The 18,982-nt window shown below is 43.1% G+C and carries 17 protein-coding genes; 5 read left to right on the forward strand and 12 right to left on the reverse strand.

Translation table 11 applies throughout. The features are described 5' to 3' along the window. Positions 1 to 19: 19 nt before the first annotated feature. Positions 20 to 862, forward strand: coding sequence for a class II glutamine amidotransferase (locus LY387_RS03450; RefSeq protein ID WP_128648968.1), 843 nt, complete (start codon positions 20 to 22; stop codon positions 860 to 862). Positions 863 to 921: 59 nt separating this feature from the next. Here LY387_RS03450 and purN read toward each other — a convergent pair whose 3' ends face one another. Further along, a complete protein-coding gene (gene purN, locus LY387_RS03455; protein WP_234495326.1) occupies positions 922 to 1,560 on the reverse strand; it encodes a phosphoribosylglycinamide formyltransferase in 639 nt (212 codons plus the stop codon). 4 nt (positions 1,561 to 1,564) lie between these two features. Then, positions 1,565 to 2,605 carry a phosphoribosylformylglycinamidine cyclo-ligase gene (gene purM / locus LY387_RS03460; RefSeq protein ID WP_234495327.1) on the reverse strand — a complete coding sequence of 347 codons (1,041 nt, stop codon included), beginning with the start codon at positions 2,603 to 2,605 and terminating at the stop codon, positions 1,565 to 1,567. A gap of 245 nt (positions 2,606 to 2,850) precedes the next feature. On the opposite strand from purM, the gene upp reads away from it, so the two are divergent. Beyond that, positions 2,851 to 3,477 carry a uracil phosphoribosyltransferase gene (gene upp, locus LY387_RS03465; protein ID WP_234495328.1) on the forward strand — a complete coding sequence of 209 codons (627 nt, stop codon included), beginning with the start codon at positions 2,851 to 2,853 and terminating at the stop codon, positions 3,475 to 3,477. 79 nt (positions 3,478 to 3,556) lie between these two features. On the opposite strand, the gene LY387_RS03470 is transcribed toward upp, so the two are convergent. Further along, entirely contained in the window at positions 3,557 to 4,798 is a 1,242-nt protein-coding gene (locus LY387_RS03470) for a uracil-xanthine permease family protein (RefSeq protein ID WP_234495329.1), read from the reverse strand. A 259-nt stretch (positions 4,799 to 5,057) separates the two neighbouring features. Here LY387_RS03470 and LY387_RS03475 point away from each other — a divergent pair, with 259 nt between their 5' ends. Then, positions 5,058 to 6,245, forward strand: coding sequence for a DUF2066 domain-containing protein (locus tag LY387_RS03475; protein WP_234495330.1), 1,188 nt, complete (start codon positions 5,058 to 5,060; stop codon positions 6,243 to 6,245). A 53-nt stretch (positions 6,246 to 6,298) separates the two neighbouring features. Here the strand turns inward: LY387_RS03475 and LY387_RS03480 are convergent, their stop codons facing one another. The 4 genes from LY387_RS03480 to LY387_RS03495 are packed head-to-tail and all read right to left on the reverse strand — an operon-like array spanning position 6,299 to position 9,140. Beyond that, the gene (locus tag LY387_RS03480) at positions 6,299 to 6,724 is read right to left on the reverse strand and encodes a DUF2069 domain-containing protein (RefSeq protein WP_128650393.1); all 426 of its coding nucleotides are present in this window, start codon (positions 6,722 to 6,724) and stop codon (positions 6,299 to 6,301) included. A gap of 22 nt (positions 6,725 to 6,746) precedes the next feature. After that, on the reverse strand, positions 6,747 to 7,319 hold the full coding sequence (gene wrbA / locus LY387_RS03485) for an NAD(P)H:quinone oxidoreductase (RefSeq protein WP_042473778.1): 573 nt from the start codon (positions 7,317 to 7,319) through the stop codon (positions 6,747 to 6,749). Continuing rightward, entirely contained in the window at positions 7,319 to 7,669 is a 351-nt protein-coding gene (arsC, locus tag LY387_RS03490; RefSeq protein WP_128650394.1) for an arsenate reductase (glutaredoxin), read from the reverse strand. The genes wrbA and arsC overlap by 1 nt, the downstream gene beginning before the upstream one ends. Positions 7,670 to 7,688: 19 nt before the next feature. Further along, entirely contained in the window at positions 7,689 to 9,140 is a 1,452-nt protein-coding gene (locus LY387_RS03495) for a tetratricopeptide repeat protein (RefSeq protein ID WP_234495331.1), read from the reverse strand. A 287-nt stretch (positions 9,141 to 9,427) separates the two neighbouring features. Here LY387_RS03495 and LY387_RS03500 point away from each other — a divergent pair, with 287 nt between their 5' ends. Beyond that, a complete protein-coding gene (locus tag LY387_RS03500) occupies positions 9,428 to 9,664 on the forward strand; it encodes a sulfurtransferase TusA family protein (protein WP_234496047.1) in 237 nt (78 codons plus the stop codon). Further along, a complete protein-coding gene (locus tag LY387_RS03505) occupies positions 9,658 to 10,728 on the forward strand; it encodes an AI-2E family transporter (RefSeq protein WP_234495332.1) in 1,071 nt (356 codons plus the stop codon). Before LY387_RS03500 ends, LY387_RS03505 begins: the two co-directional genes overlap by 7 nt. Before the next feature lie 46 nt (positions 10,729 to 10,774). Here the strand turns inward: LY387_RS03505 and LY387_RS03510 are convergent, their stop codons facing one another. From LY387_RS03510 to bcp, 5 genes are all read right to left on the reverse strand, one after another. Continuing rightward, a complete protein-coding gene (locus LY387_RS03510) occupies positions 10,775 to 11,917 on the reverse strand; it encodes a methyl-accepting chemotaxis protein (protein WP_234495333.1) in 1,143 nt (380 codons plus the stop codon). A 522-nt stretch (positions 11,918 to 12,439) separates the two neighbouring features. Then, positions 12,440 to 12,814 carry a hypothetical protein gene (locus LY387_RS03515; RefSeq protein ID WP_234495334.1) on the reverse strand — a complete coding sequence of 125 codons (375 nt, stop codon included), beginning with the start codon at positions 12,812 to 12,814 and terminating at the stop codon, positions 12,440 to 12,442. A 12-nt stretch (positions 12,815 to 12,826) separates the two neighbouring features. Then, positions 12,827 to 14,590: an EAL domain-containing protein gene (locus LY387_RS03520; protein WP_234495335.1), complete on the reverse strand. Its 1,764-nt coding sequence runs from the start codon at positions 14,588 to 14,590 to the stop codon at positions 12,827 to 12,829. Next, a complete protein-coding gene (locus tag LY387_RS03525; protein ID WP_234495336.1) occupies positions 14,587 to 18,057 on the reverse strand; it encodes an ATP-binding protein in 3,471 nt (1,156 codons plus the stop codon). Before LY387_RS03525 ends, LY387_RS03520 begins: the two co-directional genes overlap by 4 nt. Positions 18,058 to 18,481: 424 nt before the next feature. Continuing rightward, positions 18,482 to 18,952, reverse strand: coding sequence for a thioredoxin-dependent thiol peroxidase (bcp, locus tag LY387_RS03530; RefSeq protein ID WP_234495337.1), 471 nt, complete (start codon positions 18,950 to 18,952; stop codon positions 18,482 to 18,484). Between the last annotated feature and the right edge of the window lie 30 nt (positions 18,953 to 18,982).

Consider the following 18,982-nt stretch of genomic DNA (forward strand, 5'->3'; position numbering starts at 1 on the left):
CCAAAGAGTAGGAAACTCAATGTGTGAATTGCTTGGCATGAGCGCCAATGTGCCAACAGATATTTGTTTTAGCTTTACTGGCTTGATTCAACGTGGGGGCAATACGGGTCCGCACAAGGATGGCTGGGGCATAACGTTTTATGAAGGTAAAGGTTTTCGCACCTTTAAAGATCCACAACCAAGCTGCGATTCCAAGATTGCAGAGTTGGTACAAAACTATCCGATTAAAAGTAAGGCGGTAGTGAGTCATATTCGCCAAGCGAATCGTGGCAAAGTGAATCTTGAGAATACCCATCCCTTCACTCGCGAGTTGTGGGGGCGTTATTGGACCTTCGCACATAATGGCCAGCTAAGTGATTATCAGCACCTCGAAACGGGTCACTTTCGCCCAGTCGGGGAGACGGACAGCGAGCTGTCGTTTTGTTGGTTGTTAAAAAAGCTGGAGCAACGCTTCCCAGAGCCACCTCAAGATCTGATGGCAATGTTTGCCTATGTGGCAGAGTGTTGTGACGAGTTGAGAGAGCTGGGCGTGTATAACATGCTGCTGAGTGATGGTGAGTTTGTTATGACTTACTGTACCAACCATCTCTACTGGATTACGCGCAAAGCGCCTTTCGGCAAAGCGACCTTGTTAGACGAAGATGTTACAATCAACTTTCAAGAAGAGACGACGCCAAATGATGTCGTGTCGGTCGTCGCGACTCAGCCACTGACTGGCAATGAGACGTGGCATCGCATGAAGCCAGGAGAGTACAACTTGTTCCACTTTGGTGAGCTGGTTGCATCGAATGTCGATGATCTGGCAGATGTTCCATTTGCCGAGGCGAAACCGAAAAGCCAGGCACCGACTGAGCCTCTCTAAAACAGAAAAAGCGAGTGACAAGTCACTCGCTTTTTTATTTCATTCACAGGTCAATGCGCTTACTTGTCAGCGTAACCTTGTGGTCCAAGGGCAATGCCGTCAAGTAGGGCTCTACTGCCATCCATTTGCAAACGGTCTTCTACAAACCATTTCACGACAAGAGGGTAGATCTTATGCTCTTGGCTTTGAACACGTTGCTCTAGTGTTTCAACGGTATCGTCATCGAATACAGGTACTTTTGCCTGAAGCACGATAGGACCACCGTCAAGTTTCTCAGTCACAAAGTGAATGCTGGTGCCGTGGTGCTCATCGCAGTTCTCGATAGCACGTTGGTGCGTATTCAGACCAGGGTACTTAGGCAGTAGCGAAGGGTGAATGTTAATCATTCGACCCATGTAGTGACGAACGAACTCACCACTCAAGATTCGCATGTAGCCAGCCAGCACTAAAAGATCTGGATTATGTACATCAATACGGTGCATCAACTCAGCATCAAATGCCTCGCGTGTTTCACTTAGCTTAGGATCAAGGAACTCTGCCTCGGCGCCAGCTTTGCGAGCACGTTCTAGTGCAAATGCGGATTCTTTATTCGAGAAAACAGCACGGACTTTAGCATTTGTGATAGTCGACTCGCAGGCATCAATAATTGCCTGCAAGTTAGTACCATTCCCTGAAACTAAAACAACGATATTCTTCATGAAATTAATTGATCTCTACTTGCTCTTCACCAGCTTCTGCAGTCGCGATCTCACCAATTACCCAAGCGTTCTCGCCTTCAGCTTTTAGAAGCTCAACCGCTGCGTCAGCTTGCGCTTTAGGTAGAGCAACGATTAGACCTACACCACAGTTGAAAGTACGGTACATTTCGAATGTATCAACGTTGCCTTTCTCTTGTAGCCAGTTGAAGATAGCAGGCCATTCCCAGCTGTTACCGTCGATAACTGCTTTTGTGCCCTCTGGCAGTACGCGTGGGATGTTTTCCCAGAAACCGCCGCCAGTGATGTGAGAGATAGCGTGGATATCGTGCTCAGCGATCATTTTCAGAGCTGATTTGATATAAATTTTTGTTGGTTCTAGTAGGTGTTCACCGATGGTGCGCTCACCTAGCTTTTCGTTCTTATCTGCGCCAGAAACTTCAAGAATCTTGCGGATAAGCGAGTAGCCGTTTGAGTGTGGACCGCTTGAGCCAACAGCGATAAGTGCATCACCTGCGGCTACTTTTGTGCCATCGATAACTTCAGATTTCTCAACGACACCAACACAGAAGCCAGCGACGTCGTAATCTTCGCCTTCGTACATGCCTGGCATTTCTGCTGTTTCGCCACCAATTAGTGAACAACCAGCTTGTACACAGCCTTCAGCAATACCAGAAACTACGTCTGCAGCGGTATCAACATCTAGTTTGCCAGTTGCATAGTAATCTAGGAAAAATAGTGGCTCTGCACCTTGAACGATAAGATCGTTCACACACATAGCAACAAGGTCGATACCGATAGTGTCGTGCTTGTTCATGTCTAGTGCTAGGCGTAGTTTTGTGCCAACACCGTCTGTACCAGAAACAAGTACCGGCTCTTTGTATTTTGTTGGCAACTCACATAAAGCACCAAATCCACCGATGCCTCCCATTACTTCAGGGCGACGAGTGCGCTTAACCGCGCCTTTAATACGGTCAACTAATGCGTTACCTGCATCAATATCTACACCAGCGTCTTTATAGCTTAGGGAAGTGTTGTTTCCGCTCACGGGACAGTCCTCGATAAATAAATGGATGTGAAAAGCGGCGCTATTCTAACAGGGGTTTAAACAAAAAGGAAAACGTTTGCGTAAGAAAATACAAACTATTTTCCGAGAAAGCTAATCTATTGATTTGACGTTGCTAGATCGACTTTTAGTGCTAACAAAGGGCATTTTAGCCACATTGCTGACTGAAATAGTGAAAGAAACCATGTATAATTTGCAGGTTTTGTAAAATTTAGCCGGAGTTGGACATGAAAGTTGTTGAAGTTAAACACCCTCTAGTAAAACACAAATTGGGTTTGATGCGTGAAGGGGACATCAGCACAAAGCGTTTCCGTGAACTAGCCACTGAAGTTGGTAGCCTGTTGACGTATGAAGCGACTGCAGACTTTGAAACTGAGAAAGTGGCGATCGAAGGTTGGAATGGTCCTGTAGAGATTGACCAAATCAAAGGTAAGAAAGTGACTGTAGTGCCAATCCTGCGTGCTGGTCTTGGCATGATGGACGGTGTACTTGAGCACATGCCAAGCGCGCGTATCAGTGTGGTTGGTATCTACCGTGATGAGGAAACACTTGAGCCTGTACCTTACTTCAACAAGCTAGCGTCTAACATCGACGAGCGTATTGCTCTAGTTGTTGACCCTATGCTGGCAACAGGTGGTTCAATGATTGCAACGATTGACCTACTAAAAGAAAAAGGCTGTAAGCACATTAAAGTATTGGTTCTTGTTGCTGCGCCAGAAGGTATCGAAGCGCTTGAGAAGGCACACCCAGATGTTGAAATGTACACAGCAGCTATCGATGAGTGCCTAAACGACAAAGGCTACATCGTACCTGGTCTAGGCGATGCAGGCGATAAGATCTTCGGTACTCAATAATTACCGATTAGCTAGCGCATATAGACTAGCGCATATAGAAAAGGCTGACAGTGTGTCAGCCTTTTTTGTGCCCGAGGAATTAATCTTCCATCTGCGCATTATCAACCACTTTGTTTTCACCTAGGTCATCTGGCAAGATTTGGTTAAGAATGATTGCCACAATACCACATAGGCTCACACCTTGAAGGCTGAAGTCACCGATGCCAAATGCCATGCCGCCGATACCAAATACAAGGGTGATAGCAACAATCACTAGGTTACGTGACTTGTGAAGATCGACGTTGTTCTTGATTAGTGTGTTAAGACCGACTGTCGCGATAGAACCAAATAGCAGAATCATGATGCCGCCCATCACCGGGACAGGGATCGTCTGCAAAATAGCACCTAGCTTGCCAACAAGTGCTAGTACGATTGCCGTCACCGCTGCCCAAGTCATGATCACTGGGTTAAAGGCTTTAGTCAGCATAACAGCGCCGGTTACCTCACTGTACGTAGTATTCGGCGGCGCGCCAACCATTGATGCTGCGATCGTTGCCACACCGTCACCTGTAATCGTGCGGTGAAGGCCAGGCTTCTTCAAGTAGTCTTTGCCCGTTACGTTTGAGATGGCGAGCATATCACCCACGTGCTCAACCGCAGGAGCGATAGCCACAGGAAGCATAAACAGAATCGCATTGATATTAAATTCTGGTGCAGTGAAGTTGGGTAGTGATAGCCAAGACGCTTGAACGACAGGTGTAAAGTCTACAACACCAAAGAATAAGCTCGTCACGTAACCGGCCAAGATACCACTTACGATAGGTAGTAGCTTCAGGAAGCCTTTGGCGAACACACTCACACTGATAGTGACCAGAAGTGAAATCGCAGAGATCCAAAGCGCGGCATTACCATCGATAAGTTGTACTGCACCATCGCCTGTTTTACCTAGCGCCATGTTTACCGCAACAGGTGCAAGACCCAAACCGATAACCATAATTACAGGTCCAACAACAACAGGTGGCAGTAATTTGTGGATAACCTCAACGCCTTTCGCTTTGATCACAGCGCCCATGAGTACATAGACGATACCAGCAGCCATCAAGCCACCCATGGTCGCGCCGACACCCCAAGTTTGCACACCAAACATAATAGGTGCAATGAAGGCGAACGAAGACGCTAGGAAGATAGGCACACTGCGACGAGTCACCAATTGGAACAATAGCGTGCCGACACCAGCACCAAACAGTGCAACGTTAGGATCAAGTCCAGTTAGAAGAGGTACGAGTACCAAGGAGCCAAATGCGACGAACAGCATTTGCGAGCCTTGTAAGATCGTTTTCATAATGTTTTTCCAAGCAAGTCAAAAAAGAGTAAGCAAAACGTGCAGGATTCTAACACTTCGCAATCGTTTACTTAATGATCTATTTAAATATTGCTGGATTTTTGTTGGATAAATCTCAATAGCTTGGCGCTATTAGTATTGGATCCGCCAATGGTATTGAGTAAAAACACATATTGACCAAACCTTGAAGCAGTGAGCTTGCTCCAAATCCCATACTTGCTTATCATTTCGGCTTATCTGTTTGTAATTTAGGATGCTTATGCGTTATTTAGCTTTGTTGTTGGCTGCTGCGTGTGCTTTGCCAGCGTATGCGTTGACAAAAGTCGATATCTATTCGACCGAGGTCGTTGTGGACTCAGAGCAGCCGAATGCTGATGAACTCGCTCGCCAGCAAGGTATGTTGGATGTGTTGGTGAAAGCAAGCGGTGACTCAAGTGCGGCAACAAACCCAGTAGTCAAGAAGGCACTAGGCAAAAGCTCACAATACATTACTCAACTTGGCTATACCCAGGTTGATGGGCAACAAGCGATGCGCCTGACCTTTAATAGTCAGCAAATCAATACACTACTTACTCAGGCTGATTTGTCATCGTGGCCGGTAGAGCGTAAAAACGTGATGGTATGGCTTGTAGAAGATAACGGTTATGACCGCTCTATCGTATGGGAGCACACCAACTCCGCGAATGCGAATCAGCTGAAAAAGGAAGCCAACCGTCGTGGTTTGCCACTGACTTTTCCAATCGGTGACTTCGATGACATTACTGGCGTTCAAACGACCGACCTTTGGGGTGGCTTTGTAGAACCTATCGCACAGGCTAGTTTACGTTATCCTGTTGATGCCGTTGCCGTGATTCGTCTTCAGGGCAACAGCCTTCGTTATACTCTGTATGACCAAACGCCGGATAAATTGGGCAAAAACACCTTGGCACCAATTACCGGTTCTGCCTCTGGCGAGCTGGCTGTTGCGACAGCAATAGACGAAATCAGTGACTACTACGCAGCTCAAAACGCTTCAACCGTGTTGGGCGAAAGTGCTGGTATGGTTACCGTGTCTTTCTCGCGCATTAGCAATGCCGATGCTTTCTTCACGCTAGAACGCGCACTAGGCCGTTTAGCGTCTACAGCTAAAGTTGATGTTGCTGAGATCAATGGCGATGAAGTAACAGTACGAGTATCTCTGCTTGGCTCACTTGAGTCGTTCGAGGAAGAGGTGCTTAGACTGGGTTTAGTGAAGAAATCAGAGCAAATCGAGATGGAAGATAACCAAGTTGTAGTACCAGAAACTGAGGTGACTGAGACAACAGATGGTTCACTGCCACAGGATAATGCGGTAGACGCGAGCGGTGAGGTGAGTACTGAGACCCCTGTATCTGAAAGCGTGCAAGCACCTTCAGTTGACGTTGCTCAGCCTGTGGGTCCAGCATTACGGTTTGAATGGTTGTACTAGAAATACCTAGCAAAAAGGAGGCGTTAGCCTCCTTTTTTGTATCTAATATACGCTTATTTGCCAAACCGTTCGCGCTCTTTTTTTTCCACGGAAGAGAGCCTTGGCAACTTGAGACCCATCTCCTTACCTTTGAGGCGCGCGTAGACGGTATTACCGACAAATGCCAAGCTGGTCAAAACAAGTTCAACGGCTGCTAACCAACGTTCCCCTTCGTCTGCATAGAGCAAAGTCAGTGCGTGCAAAAAGTAGAGCATTAAAACAAAATTAGCCCAAGCATGAGTGTAGGGCTTACCCGCCAAAATACCAGGCAGTGGTAGTAATAGCGGAATCATCCAAGCTACGGTGAGAGCAATAGGGTTGATGTGTGGGTGTGGCGACAAAAAGCCATGCCAAAGCCCAACCCAACATAACAAGGCAAAGTTTGCCGACAGGGCGAAAGCGCGCATGTTAGCGGTGTTGATTAAAGTATTGCTGGTCATTGTTGTACCTAATCCCTGATACCTAGTTGTGCTTGAGCTTGTATGCTGTAGAAGCTAATCGTTGCCCTAGCGCAGAGGCGAGTGCAAGTTCATCATCACTGAGCTGAACACTTGAGTTGGCAACATGAGATGCACCATAGGGGGTGCCTCCTGTTGTGGTCGAGTGCAACTGTGGTTCACTGTATGGAATACCCATAATCATCATACCGTGATGAAGCAGCGGTAACATCATGCTCATTGCCGTACTTTCTTGTCCACCATGCATTGATGAGGAAGAAGTAAACACGCAAGCTGGCTTATCAATAAGATCGCCACTTAACCACAAGCTGGTGGTTTGATCCCAAAAGTGTTTGAGAGGTGCTGCCATGTTGCCAAACCATACAGGGCTGCCCATGGCGAGACCGTCACATGCTTTAAGCTCGGAGATAGAGACATTGATATCGCCCGACTCTTCTCGGCTCGTATCAAGCTCGGGTACTGTACGCAGGATAGCTTCACAGCCATCAACAGACTCAACGCCACGAGCGATGGCTCTAGCTAAACGCTGAGTGCTGCCATGACGGCTGTAGTACAACACCAGAATCTGGCAAGCCATTATAGGATCTCAAGTACTTGCTCTGGCGGGCGACCATGACGGGCTTTGCCGTTATTGATCACGATAGGGCGCTCAATCAGCTTAGGATTCTCAAACATAGCTTGGAAAAGTTGATCGTCTGTAAGCGCTGGGTCGGCTAGGTTAAGCTGTTTATAGATATCTTCCTTGGTACGCATCATCGCACGTACGCTTTCTAGCTCGAGCTGCTCAAAAATCTCTTTGAGCTTCTCAACCGTCGGTGGTGTATCGAGGTATTTCACAACGTCAGGTTGAACACCTTTTTCCTCTAGTAGAGATAGGGTTTGTCGGCTTTTTGAGCAGCGAGGGTTGTGAAAGATGGTGACTGACATATCGTTTCCTTTGTGTTTTTTATTGTAGAGCCATGAAGCGCTCTCGTTGGACCAATAACTGGTCAATACGAGCGTCATAGCGTGCTTGTTTTAAGCTTCCAAGCTCCGCAAGCTGACTGGCTTGGGAGTACATCTGAATCGACTTATCCCACTGAGCGTTTAATGCCATGATCTCAGCACGCGCTGCTAAGTCTTCTGCGCTGTTGCCTTTTTTGATATTGGCATCAGACAGCAAATGCCAACCATTGGTGTCATTCGGTCTGTCGTGAGTATATCGCTGTAGTACTTTGATCGCTTCGTCAAGCTTGTCGCTTTCTATCAGGGCATTGGCGTAGTTGATGGAAATCACCGCATTGTTGGGTTTCACGAGCAGTGCACTTTTCATCATCTCAGCTGCTTTTTCAGGCTGCTTCTTAGCGATGTACAGATCCGATGCGGCATCTAAATAGAAGTTGTTGTTTGGGTCATAGTCGAGCAGCTTAGTCAGTATCTCTTCTGCCTTGTCGAGCTTGTTGGTATCTAGATACACCAAGGCTTTACCGTACTCAAATGAGTTTTGTATTTTTGGTGATGCTTTTCGCGCTGTGCGTTCAAACCAATCCAAAGCGGCATCAGATTTAATACCAGCCTGGCGTGCTACGATGCGCGCTCTAGCCAAATGGTAATTGATCGATGGTTGTACGCGCAGTGGCGGATAGGCCTGTGCACGTTCGCGAGTATCGGTAATACGGTCTTCTGGTAATGGGTGAGTCAACAGCATTGGTGGTGGCTTGCTGGCGTATCGATACTCATCGGCGAGTCGACCGAAAAAGCGTGGCATGTCATTGACATCAAATTGAGCGCGCGCCAGTGTTGCGATACCAAAGCGATCGGCTTCTTTCTCGTTACTACGTGTGTAGTTGATGGATGCCTGCATTGAGCCTGCTGTTGTTGCCGTTAACGCAGCCATACCCGCTTGCGGTGCAGCGATGGCGAGTAGCAATGAGCCTACTAGAGCGGCAACCGTGGCAGGAGAGCGACGAGCTTCATCTTCCATACGGCGTGCCAGATGTCGCTGGGTGACGTGTGCGATTTCGTGCGCCATTACCGAAGCGAGTTCACTTTCCGTATGAGCATGTAGGAATAGACCTGAGTGCAGTGCTACGTAACCACCGAAGAAAGCAAACGCGTTAATGTTGCGGTCGCGAATCATGAAGAACGTGAAAGGCGTTTTCACGTCATTCGCACTGGATACCAAGCGATGACCAACTGAGTCAATGTACTCGTTCAACACAGGGTCGTTGACGATGGGTGAGCTTGCTCTGATCATCCTCATGTAGGCATCACCATAGATAAGTTCTTGATCTATGGTCAGTGTGGCGCCAGCAGCAGTGCCAATGTCAGGTAAGTCCAATTCGGCGTATGAGACTTGGGGTGTCGATATCGCGGCAGCAATACATAAGCAAACCAACGAGCGGGTACGTTTCAACATGCTAGTGAGGTAACTCCTTTGTAGTTGGTAGTTTGGACCACGAAACTGTCCTTCGGTTTCCTACCATAGCCTCTAACGCAATATTTTTGCATACGGACTCAGGTTAGGAAAGGACTAATAGTGTATTAAGATAACAGCAGGTTATCGTTTTTAGTGACACATTGTTGTGGTAATTGGTGATCTGTAACACATACGGGTTGGGGATACCTCAAAAAGCCTTTACAATAGATCCATTGAAGGTGAACCATGCACTCTTGGCTGCGATAATCGTGAGCGAAAACATAGTGATGACAGATATCCAATTAGATCTGGAAAACGAACGCTGCCCCATGTCGCTACTGCTGGTAAAGCGCGCATACAAGCAACTTGAAACCCAACAAGTGCTGCGTGTCCGTATAGTGGATGCGCAATCTATTCGAGACTGTCGACACTACCTCATTAAGCAAAATGCGATGGTCGATTGTACGCAAGAGCATCATGTCACCGTGATGACCATATCAAAAAGGAAGGATAGCGAATGCTAGACATGGTTCGTCGCTGGTATAAGCGACGTTTTTCAGACCCAGACGCAGTAAGTCTGGTGGTAATTTTGCTATTTGGTTTTATTACCATCTACTTCTTTGGCAACCTGATCGCCCCATTGTTGGTGGCGATTGTATTGGCCTACCTTCTTGAATGGCCGGTCAGCAAATTGCACTCGCTTGGACTTCCTCGAACGTTTGCCGTTATGACGGTTATCTTAGTCTTCATTGGATTGATGCTCATGGCCATCTTTGGCTTAGTACCAACGATTTGGAATCAGGTGGGTAATCTGCTCAATGATATCCCAAATATGTACACTGGATTGCAGCAATTCGTGGCCTCTCTTCCTGAGCGCTACCCAGACCTTGCAGAAGTACATCTAGTCGAATCCATCATTATCAATATGAGAGACAAGGTGCTCGTATTGGGCGAGAATGTGGTTAAAGGCTCCCTTGCATCGCTTGTCAGTCTGGCTGCACTCGCCGTCTATCTGATTTTGGTCCCGCTATTAGTATTCTTCTTGCTAAAAGACAAAGAAGAAATGGTTGGCATGGCAAGTGGCGTACTACCGCAAAACCGCCGCCTAGCGAACAAAGTCTGGGTTGAGATGAACCAACAGATTTCTAATTATATTCGCGGTAAGGTACTGGAAATTCTAATCGTTGGTACGGTGAGTTACATTACATTTGCTGTACTGGATCTTCGCTATTCAGTGTTACTTGCAGTACTCGTCGGTTTCTCCGTACTGATTCCTTACATTGGTGCTGCCGCCGTGACTGTGCCGGTTGCCATTGTTGGTCTGTTCCAGTGGGGACTAACGCCTCAGTTCTATTGGCTTCTGTTAGCTTACGGCATCATTCAAGCACTCGATGGTAACGTATTAGTGCCAATCCTATTCTCTGAAGCTGTAAACCTGCACCCAGTGGCGATCATTGTTGCGGTGCTGGTATTCGGTGGATTGTGGGGATTTTGGGGCGTCTTCTTCGCAATACCGCTCGCAACCCTAGTGAAAGCCGTATGGAATGCGCTGCCTAGTAACGATGAACCCATACAACCCGCCACATAAATAGTAAAAAGCCTCGCTAAGCGAGGCTTTTTTATCGTATTCATCATCAGGCTAGCTTAAATGCCAATAGCTTCGACTGTTGTTCTTCAGCTAGTCTAGCCAGCTCTTCGGTTGCGACACTAGATTGCTCGATCCCAGCAACGTTCTGATTGACTACGTCAGAAACGTTTTGAACGTTATGGGAAATATCCAAGCTGACGGCTGATTGCTCCTCAGATGCGGTTGCAACAAGCGTATTAACCTCAGTTATTGAGTTTACGGACTCAGTAATAGACGAGAAAGCATCTGAGACAGCGATAACGTTGCTCCTAGATTTCTCCACCAACTCAAGATTGATACTCATTTCTTCATTAGTGCGTTCTGCTTTTGACTGTAGCCTTTCAATTAACTCTTTTATACTTTCTGTTGACTGCTGCGTTTTAGCCGCTAGGTTTCGGACTTCGTCAGCAACAACGGCAAAGCCACGACCTTGCTCCCCAGCGCGTGCGGCTTCAATGGCGGCATTGAGTGCGAGAAGGTTTGTTTGTTCCGATACATTACCGATAACTTCAATGACGGAGTTGATGTCTAGAGAGTATGATTTGAGTTCCTCCAAAGCATTTGCTGTGTCTTGTACAGAGTTGGATATTTGGTTAGACACATTCTCAAGCTCTATAACGGCACCATGTCCAACCTCTACAGAGCTCATTGCGTCACCAGCACCCCTTTCGGCCTGTGTTGCGTTATTACTCACTTCTTTGGCCGTCGCAGACATCTCATTGATAGCTGTTGCTATTTGCGTAATTTGAGCATTTTCTTCACGTGCATTCGCTTCTGATTGAGTCATAACTGAACTCAACTCAACGGATGCAGACGCTACGCTTGTTGCAATGTTAGTGAGTTCACCAAACGTGTCGCGAATATTATCAATGGCTTGGTTGCAATAATAAGATAGAATGACTACTTCGTTTTTCCCTTTTATATCATCCAACCTAAGTGATAGGTCACCTTGAGAGAAACGTTCAAGGTGTGCGCATAGTTTGTCAGTCTGTTTTGCTATTGCGCCAGAAACATAGTAGCTAACTAGCATACCAAGCAACATAGCAGAAACCAGAAAGCCAACAAAGTTTAGTAGTGCTTGATTAATATCTTCTTCACCACTTTGAACACGATTTATTGTTTCCGATGAAAGTGAGTCAATGTACTTCATGATAGACTGATTATACAAAGCAGCCAACTTGCTACCAGCGGCCATATAATTGTCAAATTCTACTTCTGACAAGTTTCCGGATTCATATGAGTCAAAGATCTGCCGCGCTTTTTGATGATGGTTATAATAATTTGTTACGAGCTCAATTGCATTTCTTCCTGACAGAGTATCACCAGCAGAGCTAATCTCCGCGATAGTTCTTTCTCGCCAATCTAAAAGAAGTTGCGGGTATTTTTCTCTTTCAGAATCTGAATATACAGCTCTGTTAAACGCCATCCTAATAGTAGAAAAGGGTTCTAACTGCTTCATCACGACATTATCACTGGTTTGTACTAGGTGTTCTATACTATTGCTGGTTTCAAGGTTAACATTTCTAATGGTGGCAATTGAAATAGCGAGAATTATACCAATTATGGTTAAAAGAAATAAAACTAACCCAAGCATTTGCTGGCGTAGTGTAAGACCAAATATAAAACGATTCATATGGCTTCCTATTTATACTTTCATTGCTGCAACAGTGGTCTATTGGTTTTCTTGGCAATAGTCTTCGATCAAGTTTTGCATTTCATAGCTGAGTTTTAAAAGTTCTGCCATGTCAATGTCAAATAAAGTGTCCTTTTCAAACTTCTCTATATTTATAGTTAGATTATTTGAGAGTTCTTTGAGGGAATTTATTTGGCTCTCCATGCTGGAAATGTTAATGAGAGGTAAGTTTACTCTCAGGTTAAAAATAATGTGTTCAAGTAACCGTGAGGAGTTATATATAATATCTAGTTCTAACGCTGAGATAGTATGTAACTGGTTTGATATTTCTATTTGTTGAGCGGGGGGATTCATAAGTACTCCATTACTCTTAGTTGACACACCCAAGAGTAATGAATTACCCGAACTAATCATGTAAGAATACACCTACATAAAATAGTCCCTAGATACATCTATGATAGATTTACAGTTTAGCTTTTCTAACAATCTGGATTTGTAGGTGCTTACAGTCTTTTCGCTAAGGTTCAAACGATTAGCTATGGTTTTATTCGACATTCCTTGTACAAGTAAATCAAGTACTTCGAACTCACGTTTTGAAAGTTGAGATATGGGACTTGATGTGTAAGCTTGCATTGATGAACTGGTATCCTCTCTGCTCACTATTCGATACAGTTCTTGGATAAATTCATTGACTTCCATTGCTTTATCTAGATAGCCAAGTGCGCCTTTTTCCCTAGATAAGAAAGGGTAGGTAGGATTAGTTCCTCCAGACATAAAAACATAACTCCCTTTATAGTTAATGGAATCAAGGTGCTCGATGATAGTAAAACCAGACTCGTTCCCTAGCTTAATATCAACGAGTAATAAGTTATATTTGTGACTCGATAACTTTGTTATAGCTTGGTTTATTGAAACACAACTCGATACAGAGCGAATGAAGTTACATTGTTTGATTGCTTGCTTTAAAGCTGCGGTAACAATTGTGTGATCATCGATAATAAGACAATCGATGTTGCCTACTTTGTGTAGTGATTGAGTTTCTCTAGATAGTCGCTTCTTAAGTTCAACATGACTTAGAGGTTCGCCCGTAAAGTAACCCTGGGAAAGATCAATTCCAAGGGTCTTAGTGAATTCGAGAGTTTCCTTATCCTCAACGCCCTCAGCAATGCATGTTAAATTCAATTGCTTAGCTAGATTGACGAGCAGTTGGACGATGGCAGTCTTCTGGAAGTCATGACAAACTCCATTTATAAAAGACTTATCTATCTTAATTTCATCAAAAGGGATCTGTGTAAGTTTGATCAGTGATGAATACCCTGACCCGAGATCATCAATGGACAGTCTTACACCCAGTAACTTTAACCTAGCAAGTGTGACTAACGCCTGCTTACTTACGAGGTGCATATGACTTTCGGTTAGTTCTAATGTTAGACGCTCATAAGGAAATTGGGAATCAGTACAGTGTGTTACGATTAAATTGTAGAAATCTACTGATTGTATGTCTCGATGAGTTACGTTTACAGATAGGCTAATAACGTCAGAAAGACTCACAATCCCTTCAATCGATTTTTTTACGGTGTTCTCAAACAATAAGAACAGTGCTTGATCACTGGTTAAGGAGTCTATAAATGCACCTGCACTGAGTAAACCAAAGTCGTTATGTTGCCAGCGAGCAAGAGCTTCGACAGACTTCGTAGTGCCAGTTGCAATATCAACTTGAGGCTGAAAATGGACATCAACTTCATTCCTACTAATTGCACTTATCACCTCACTCTCTGAGAAGTAGTAGTTTGTTTGATTATTTATACTTGTTTTTCTTATACCTGAACTATCAAGTAGCAGGGTCTTCAATTGACTTAATTTATATGGCTTATCAATACGAGAGGTTTTCTTGAAGTCAAGAACATGTGCTACTTTTTCTATTAGGCTTAGAACTCTATTCTCTGCTAGGCTTAGCAATACTAAGTGTACTTTCCTTGCTTTGAATGAAATTTGTTCAATAAAGTAAATGCCATCTTTGTCTGGTAGGGATATATCACAGAAAACAAGATCAAAATCTAGCTTTTTAAATGCAAGAAGAGCTTCGTTACAGCTGTGTGCAATTGTTATATTAACTTGTCCCAGTTCATAGAGGTCCATCTTTAATCGATAGGCTTGTATCCTGTCATCTTCAACGATTAGAATATTCATATTGCCTCCGCTTTATTGAGCTTTTCTTTTTGTGTATTTATAACACTCTCTAACTCTAATATTAAAGACTGTTTATCAGTGCTAGAAAGGTGACTTTCGTTAGTGTTTGTTATTGTTTTTATAATCGACTCAAACCCTAAAAGACTCGCTGACCCTTTTATTCTATGGACAATCTCACCATCTAAATTATTGCTTGATTTGAGTAGCTTTATTTCTTCTTGATAACTTTCAATTATTATCCTGGATAATTCACTACTATCATGACTCTTCGAGATACTATTACCTGTTGATTGTTCACTACATTCTTTGTAGTCAAGGAAATTTCTGAGTATAGAATGTAGACATTGAGACGAATAGGGTTTTGTGATGATGGTTTCGATATTGCTGTTGCTTCTACCTATATACTCACCATTTTTAGATTCTGCTGTAAATCCTATAATAGGTATATTAGGATTTAGATTCTTTATCTTATCAGCTAGTTCAAAGCCAGACATTCCAGGCATGCGACAATCTGTGATAACAAGATCATAGATTTTTGGAGATGTTATAAATGCTTCTAACGCTGAAACTCCGCATGGATAAATATCCGCACTTAATCCGAAAGATTGCAACTGAATATCGACCAGTAATCGAATGCTTTCGCTATCTTCGGCAACAAGTATGTGCCCTAATAATTGGTCATGGCTTTCTATATCTAGTTGACTCTCTCCTAAATTTCCGAACGCGTTAATCATTTCACTCGGGTAGTTTATATAGTTTGTAACGTCAGCTTTTGATATATTTAGGCTACGAGCATCATCACAATATAACCCAAGAGCTTGAAGCCACACATTAACTTCTTCACTATTCGTTTTAACCCCACTTTGCAAAGGGTTTGAGTAGGCTATTGTTGTAAGTGGAATCCTAACATTCACACTGGTTCCATGATTTATCTTTGAGGTAACGCTAATTTTACCGCCAAATAATTCAACCAAATTTTTAACGATACTCATACCCAAACCAGTTCCACCATACTGCCTTGATATACTCGAGTCTGCTTGGACATAGGGTTCATATAGCACCATTAAGTCCTCTTCGGTCATACCAATACCGGTATCGGCGATCGTGATGTCAAGAACCCCAGAGAGAACAACAATATCTATACTAACGCTGCCTATTTTCGTGAACTTAACTGCGTTAGATAGGATATTATGGATTATTTGTCTGATACGCGTAGAGTCTGTGTATGCATATACCCATTGAGTCGGATTAAAGTTAACCTTGAAGTCGATATTAGATTTTGCACAAATTACACGATATTGTTTGGTAATAGAATCCAACTCAGAAACTAGGGAGCAGCTATGTAGGTCAAGAGTCATTTCTCCTGACTCACTCTTTGATATATCGAGAATTTCGTCCACGTGTTGGTTTAACTCTTTGGCCGACGCTTTTAGTGACGAAATAATACTTTGGAAATCCTCTGACTTATGCGCTTTGGTTTCAACGACTTCCAATAAACCAATTATTCCGGCGATTGGGGTTCTGAGTTCATGAGTTATCATCGCGGTAAACTTACTTCGAGCAGATAGAGCAGTATTTGCAATCTGATTCGATTCGATGAGTGCAATTTTTTGTTCTTCAAGTGAAGTTACGTCCGTCCAAATAGTAAGGTAACCACTTCTACCATCATTAGGGTGGAGAAAAGGAACGGTTCGATATGTAAGGTATGCGCCATTCGCATTAAATGTTTTCGTGCTGTCGTCGTCTTTGTACTCTTTACTATCTATATTATATTTTTCTTGATACTTTCTATATTGCCGATTGCTAATTATTTGCTTTCCACTCTTGTTTGTTAAAACAAGCCCCACCGGAATGTCTTCAAGAAGAGATGTAAACCAGTTTAGCATTTGGTCTGTCTTCTCTTTCTCATTCTTCTCTTTTTTGAGATCGATTTTTAGTCTATTGTTTGATATTCGATAAAGAACAAAAATTAGGGAAGATATCGCTAATAGCAAACCAAGTATAGAAAAAAATATATTACGATCAATACCAAAATAGTAGCCGTCACCCGTGTACTTTCCACGATATTCATGAATTATCTTTTCATCAAGCGTTCTTAAAAAGTGATTCATATACCCAAACTCACTCTCTACATCTTGATGAAAGATCATCCCAACTGGTAATGATGTTACTTCTTCAATGGATTCTATATCTAGAATACCCCTGCTGTTTAAAATTAGATTCGGCGTGATAACTTCCTGTGATACATATAGTTGTTTTATGTCTTTTTTTAACACAGCTTCAATAAGACTTGTTAGATCGCTATAGTACTTTCTATCGTCTTCAGTTAAACGTATAGATTCAAAGTAATGTTGAGCGCGCTGAGTCCTAGCAAGTATTCCAACTTCATTGGAAACAGAGCCTTTTATATCAATGCGAATAATGTTTATAGATGTGTAGTTAACAGTACTTCTACCTAAGTTTGAATCCGCATAACTAGTATCGATGCCTGCAAAAGGGAGAAAGTCAATATCGCTTTCTTTAAGCATTGTATCCGCATGCTTTCCGTTGGTGGATTCAATATACTCAAAAGATAAAAGAGTTCGGTTGCTTATATAGTTTAGAATGTCGACGACATAGCCATCGGGTTGTGATGTTACTGGATTAATGTATAGAGCTGGATAAATGTCCTTCTCAACAGTATATCTCAATTTCTTATTGCTAAACGCTTTACTTGAAAATTGCGAATACTGAAAATCTAGATTTGAGGACCAGAAATCAGTCTCCATTGTATTATTTTTGATTAATGCGTTAATGTGTTCTAGATATTGACTAGTACTCTTTCCTAATAGTATAGCTCCTCTTTTTCGAAATTTTTGAGGTAGAAACTCAAATTCAGAAACTATATTATTTGATATAAATGTTGTATAAGGAATTATCGCACGCGAGATTATATCATCATCTAATAGACGTATTGTATCGTAGTAGTTAAATACCGGTATTATTCCATCGATATTCTTACAATACGACTCATGTATAATGCACCCCGTTTTTAATAGGTCACTACGATTACTGCGATTAAATATGGCGACAAGTCTATCTTGATAGATTAATTCTGAACTAGCTATGTTTTTACTATCTAATGCTAATGAACTTGGATCTTGGATAGAAAAATCGATTATGCCATTGTTTAGATCATTAATTAATTCTCTATGATTAGAATACGAAACGTGTACAACATTTTTATTTAAAATCTCACCTACTTTGGCGGCGATATCAAAATCAACACCATATGTATTGCCATCTTTATGAGTTACATAAGGTGGAATATGTTGAGAAATATAGCCAAATCGAAGTGGTTCATTTTTAACTTTAGTTTCATTATTGTGTTGTGGATATTCAACCGCTTCTCGAGCTATCGAGCTTGGTGTTAAAAGTGTAATGGTGTAAGCAAGTACACAAGTAAGAAGTAGCTTTATTGTTAGCAAGTTTGTCTATCAGATGTAAACATATTTTCTGGGAACATATCATATTGAATTACATACCATCCAGTAAGAAAATTCTTACAATGCTATTAAAACGAGGCCTCTTTATATTACTTTTAATGAATTCAATATATTAGAAAGGAGTTAAGTGAAACTCAGTCTAATTTTCTTACAAAATGTTAATTCTAGTTAGAACTCTAGGAGCGACGTTGGTGATGTAGTAGGGTGTTAATGGTATCTCGATACGAACTGCGAGAAGAACGGTCGGTTTAGTTGAAGCGTGTCGTCAGGGTGTGATACGTAGAATCACATTGTATATTGTGAAAGAAGTGAGGGAATAGATAGTCATTCGAGATGCCTGACTGCATAGTCAGACATCGGTTTTATTTGATACTGCTCTCGAGCGAGCTTTGCGTGATAACCGAGATTAGCTTTCGCTATTGAGGTAATCAAGCACCACTTCATGGTGAGTCTTGGTTTTAAACTTATTAAACACGTGCTCGATAACGCCTTCTTCGTTTATCAGAAAGCTAATACGGTGCAGGCCGTCGTACACTTTGCCCATGAACTTCTTCTCGCCCCAAACGCCAAACTGGTCAGCAACCGCGTGGTCTTCGTCTGATAGAAGGGTAAAGTTAAGAGAGTCGCGTTCAATGAACTTACCAAGGCGCTTAACAGGATCGATGCTAACGCCTAATACCACAACGTTGTGTGCGTCGAGTTCAGCTTTGGTGTCACGTAAGCCTTGTGCTTGAACCGTACAACCTGGTGTCATTGCTTTGGGGTAGAAGTAGAACAGTATCTTCTTGCCTTTAAAGTCTTGCAGCGTCACTGTGTTGCCATCTTGGTCGAGCAGTGAGAAATTTGGGGCTGGAGTCCCCGCCGTCAATGTGTTCATTGAGATTCCTTTGAAGTCTATATTTTTATT

This window comes from Vibrio maritimus (genome assembly GCF_021441885.1).
Taxonomy (GTDB): Bacteria; Pseudomonadota; Gammaproteobacteria; order Enterobacterales; family Vibrionaceae; genus Vibrio; species Vibrio maritimus_B.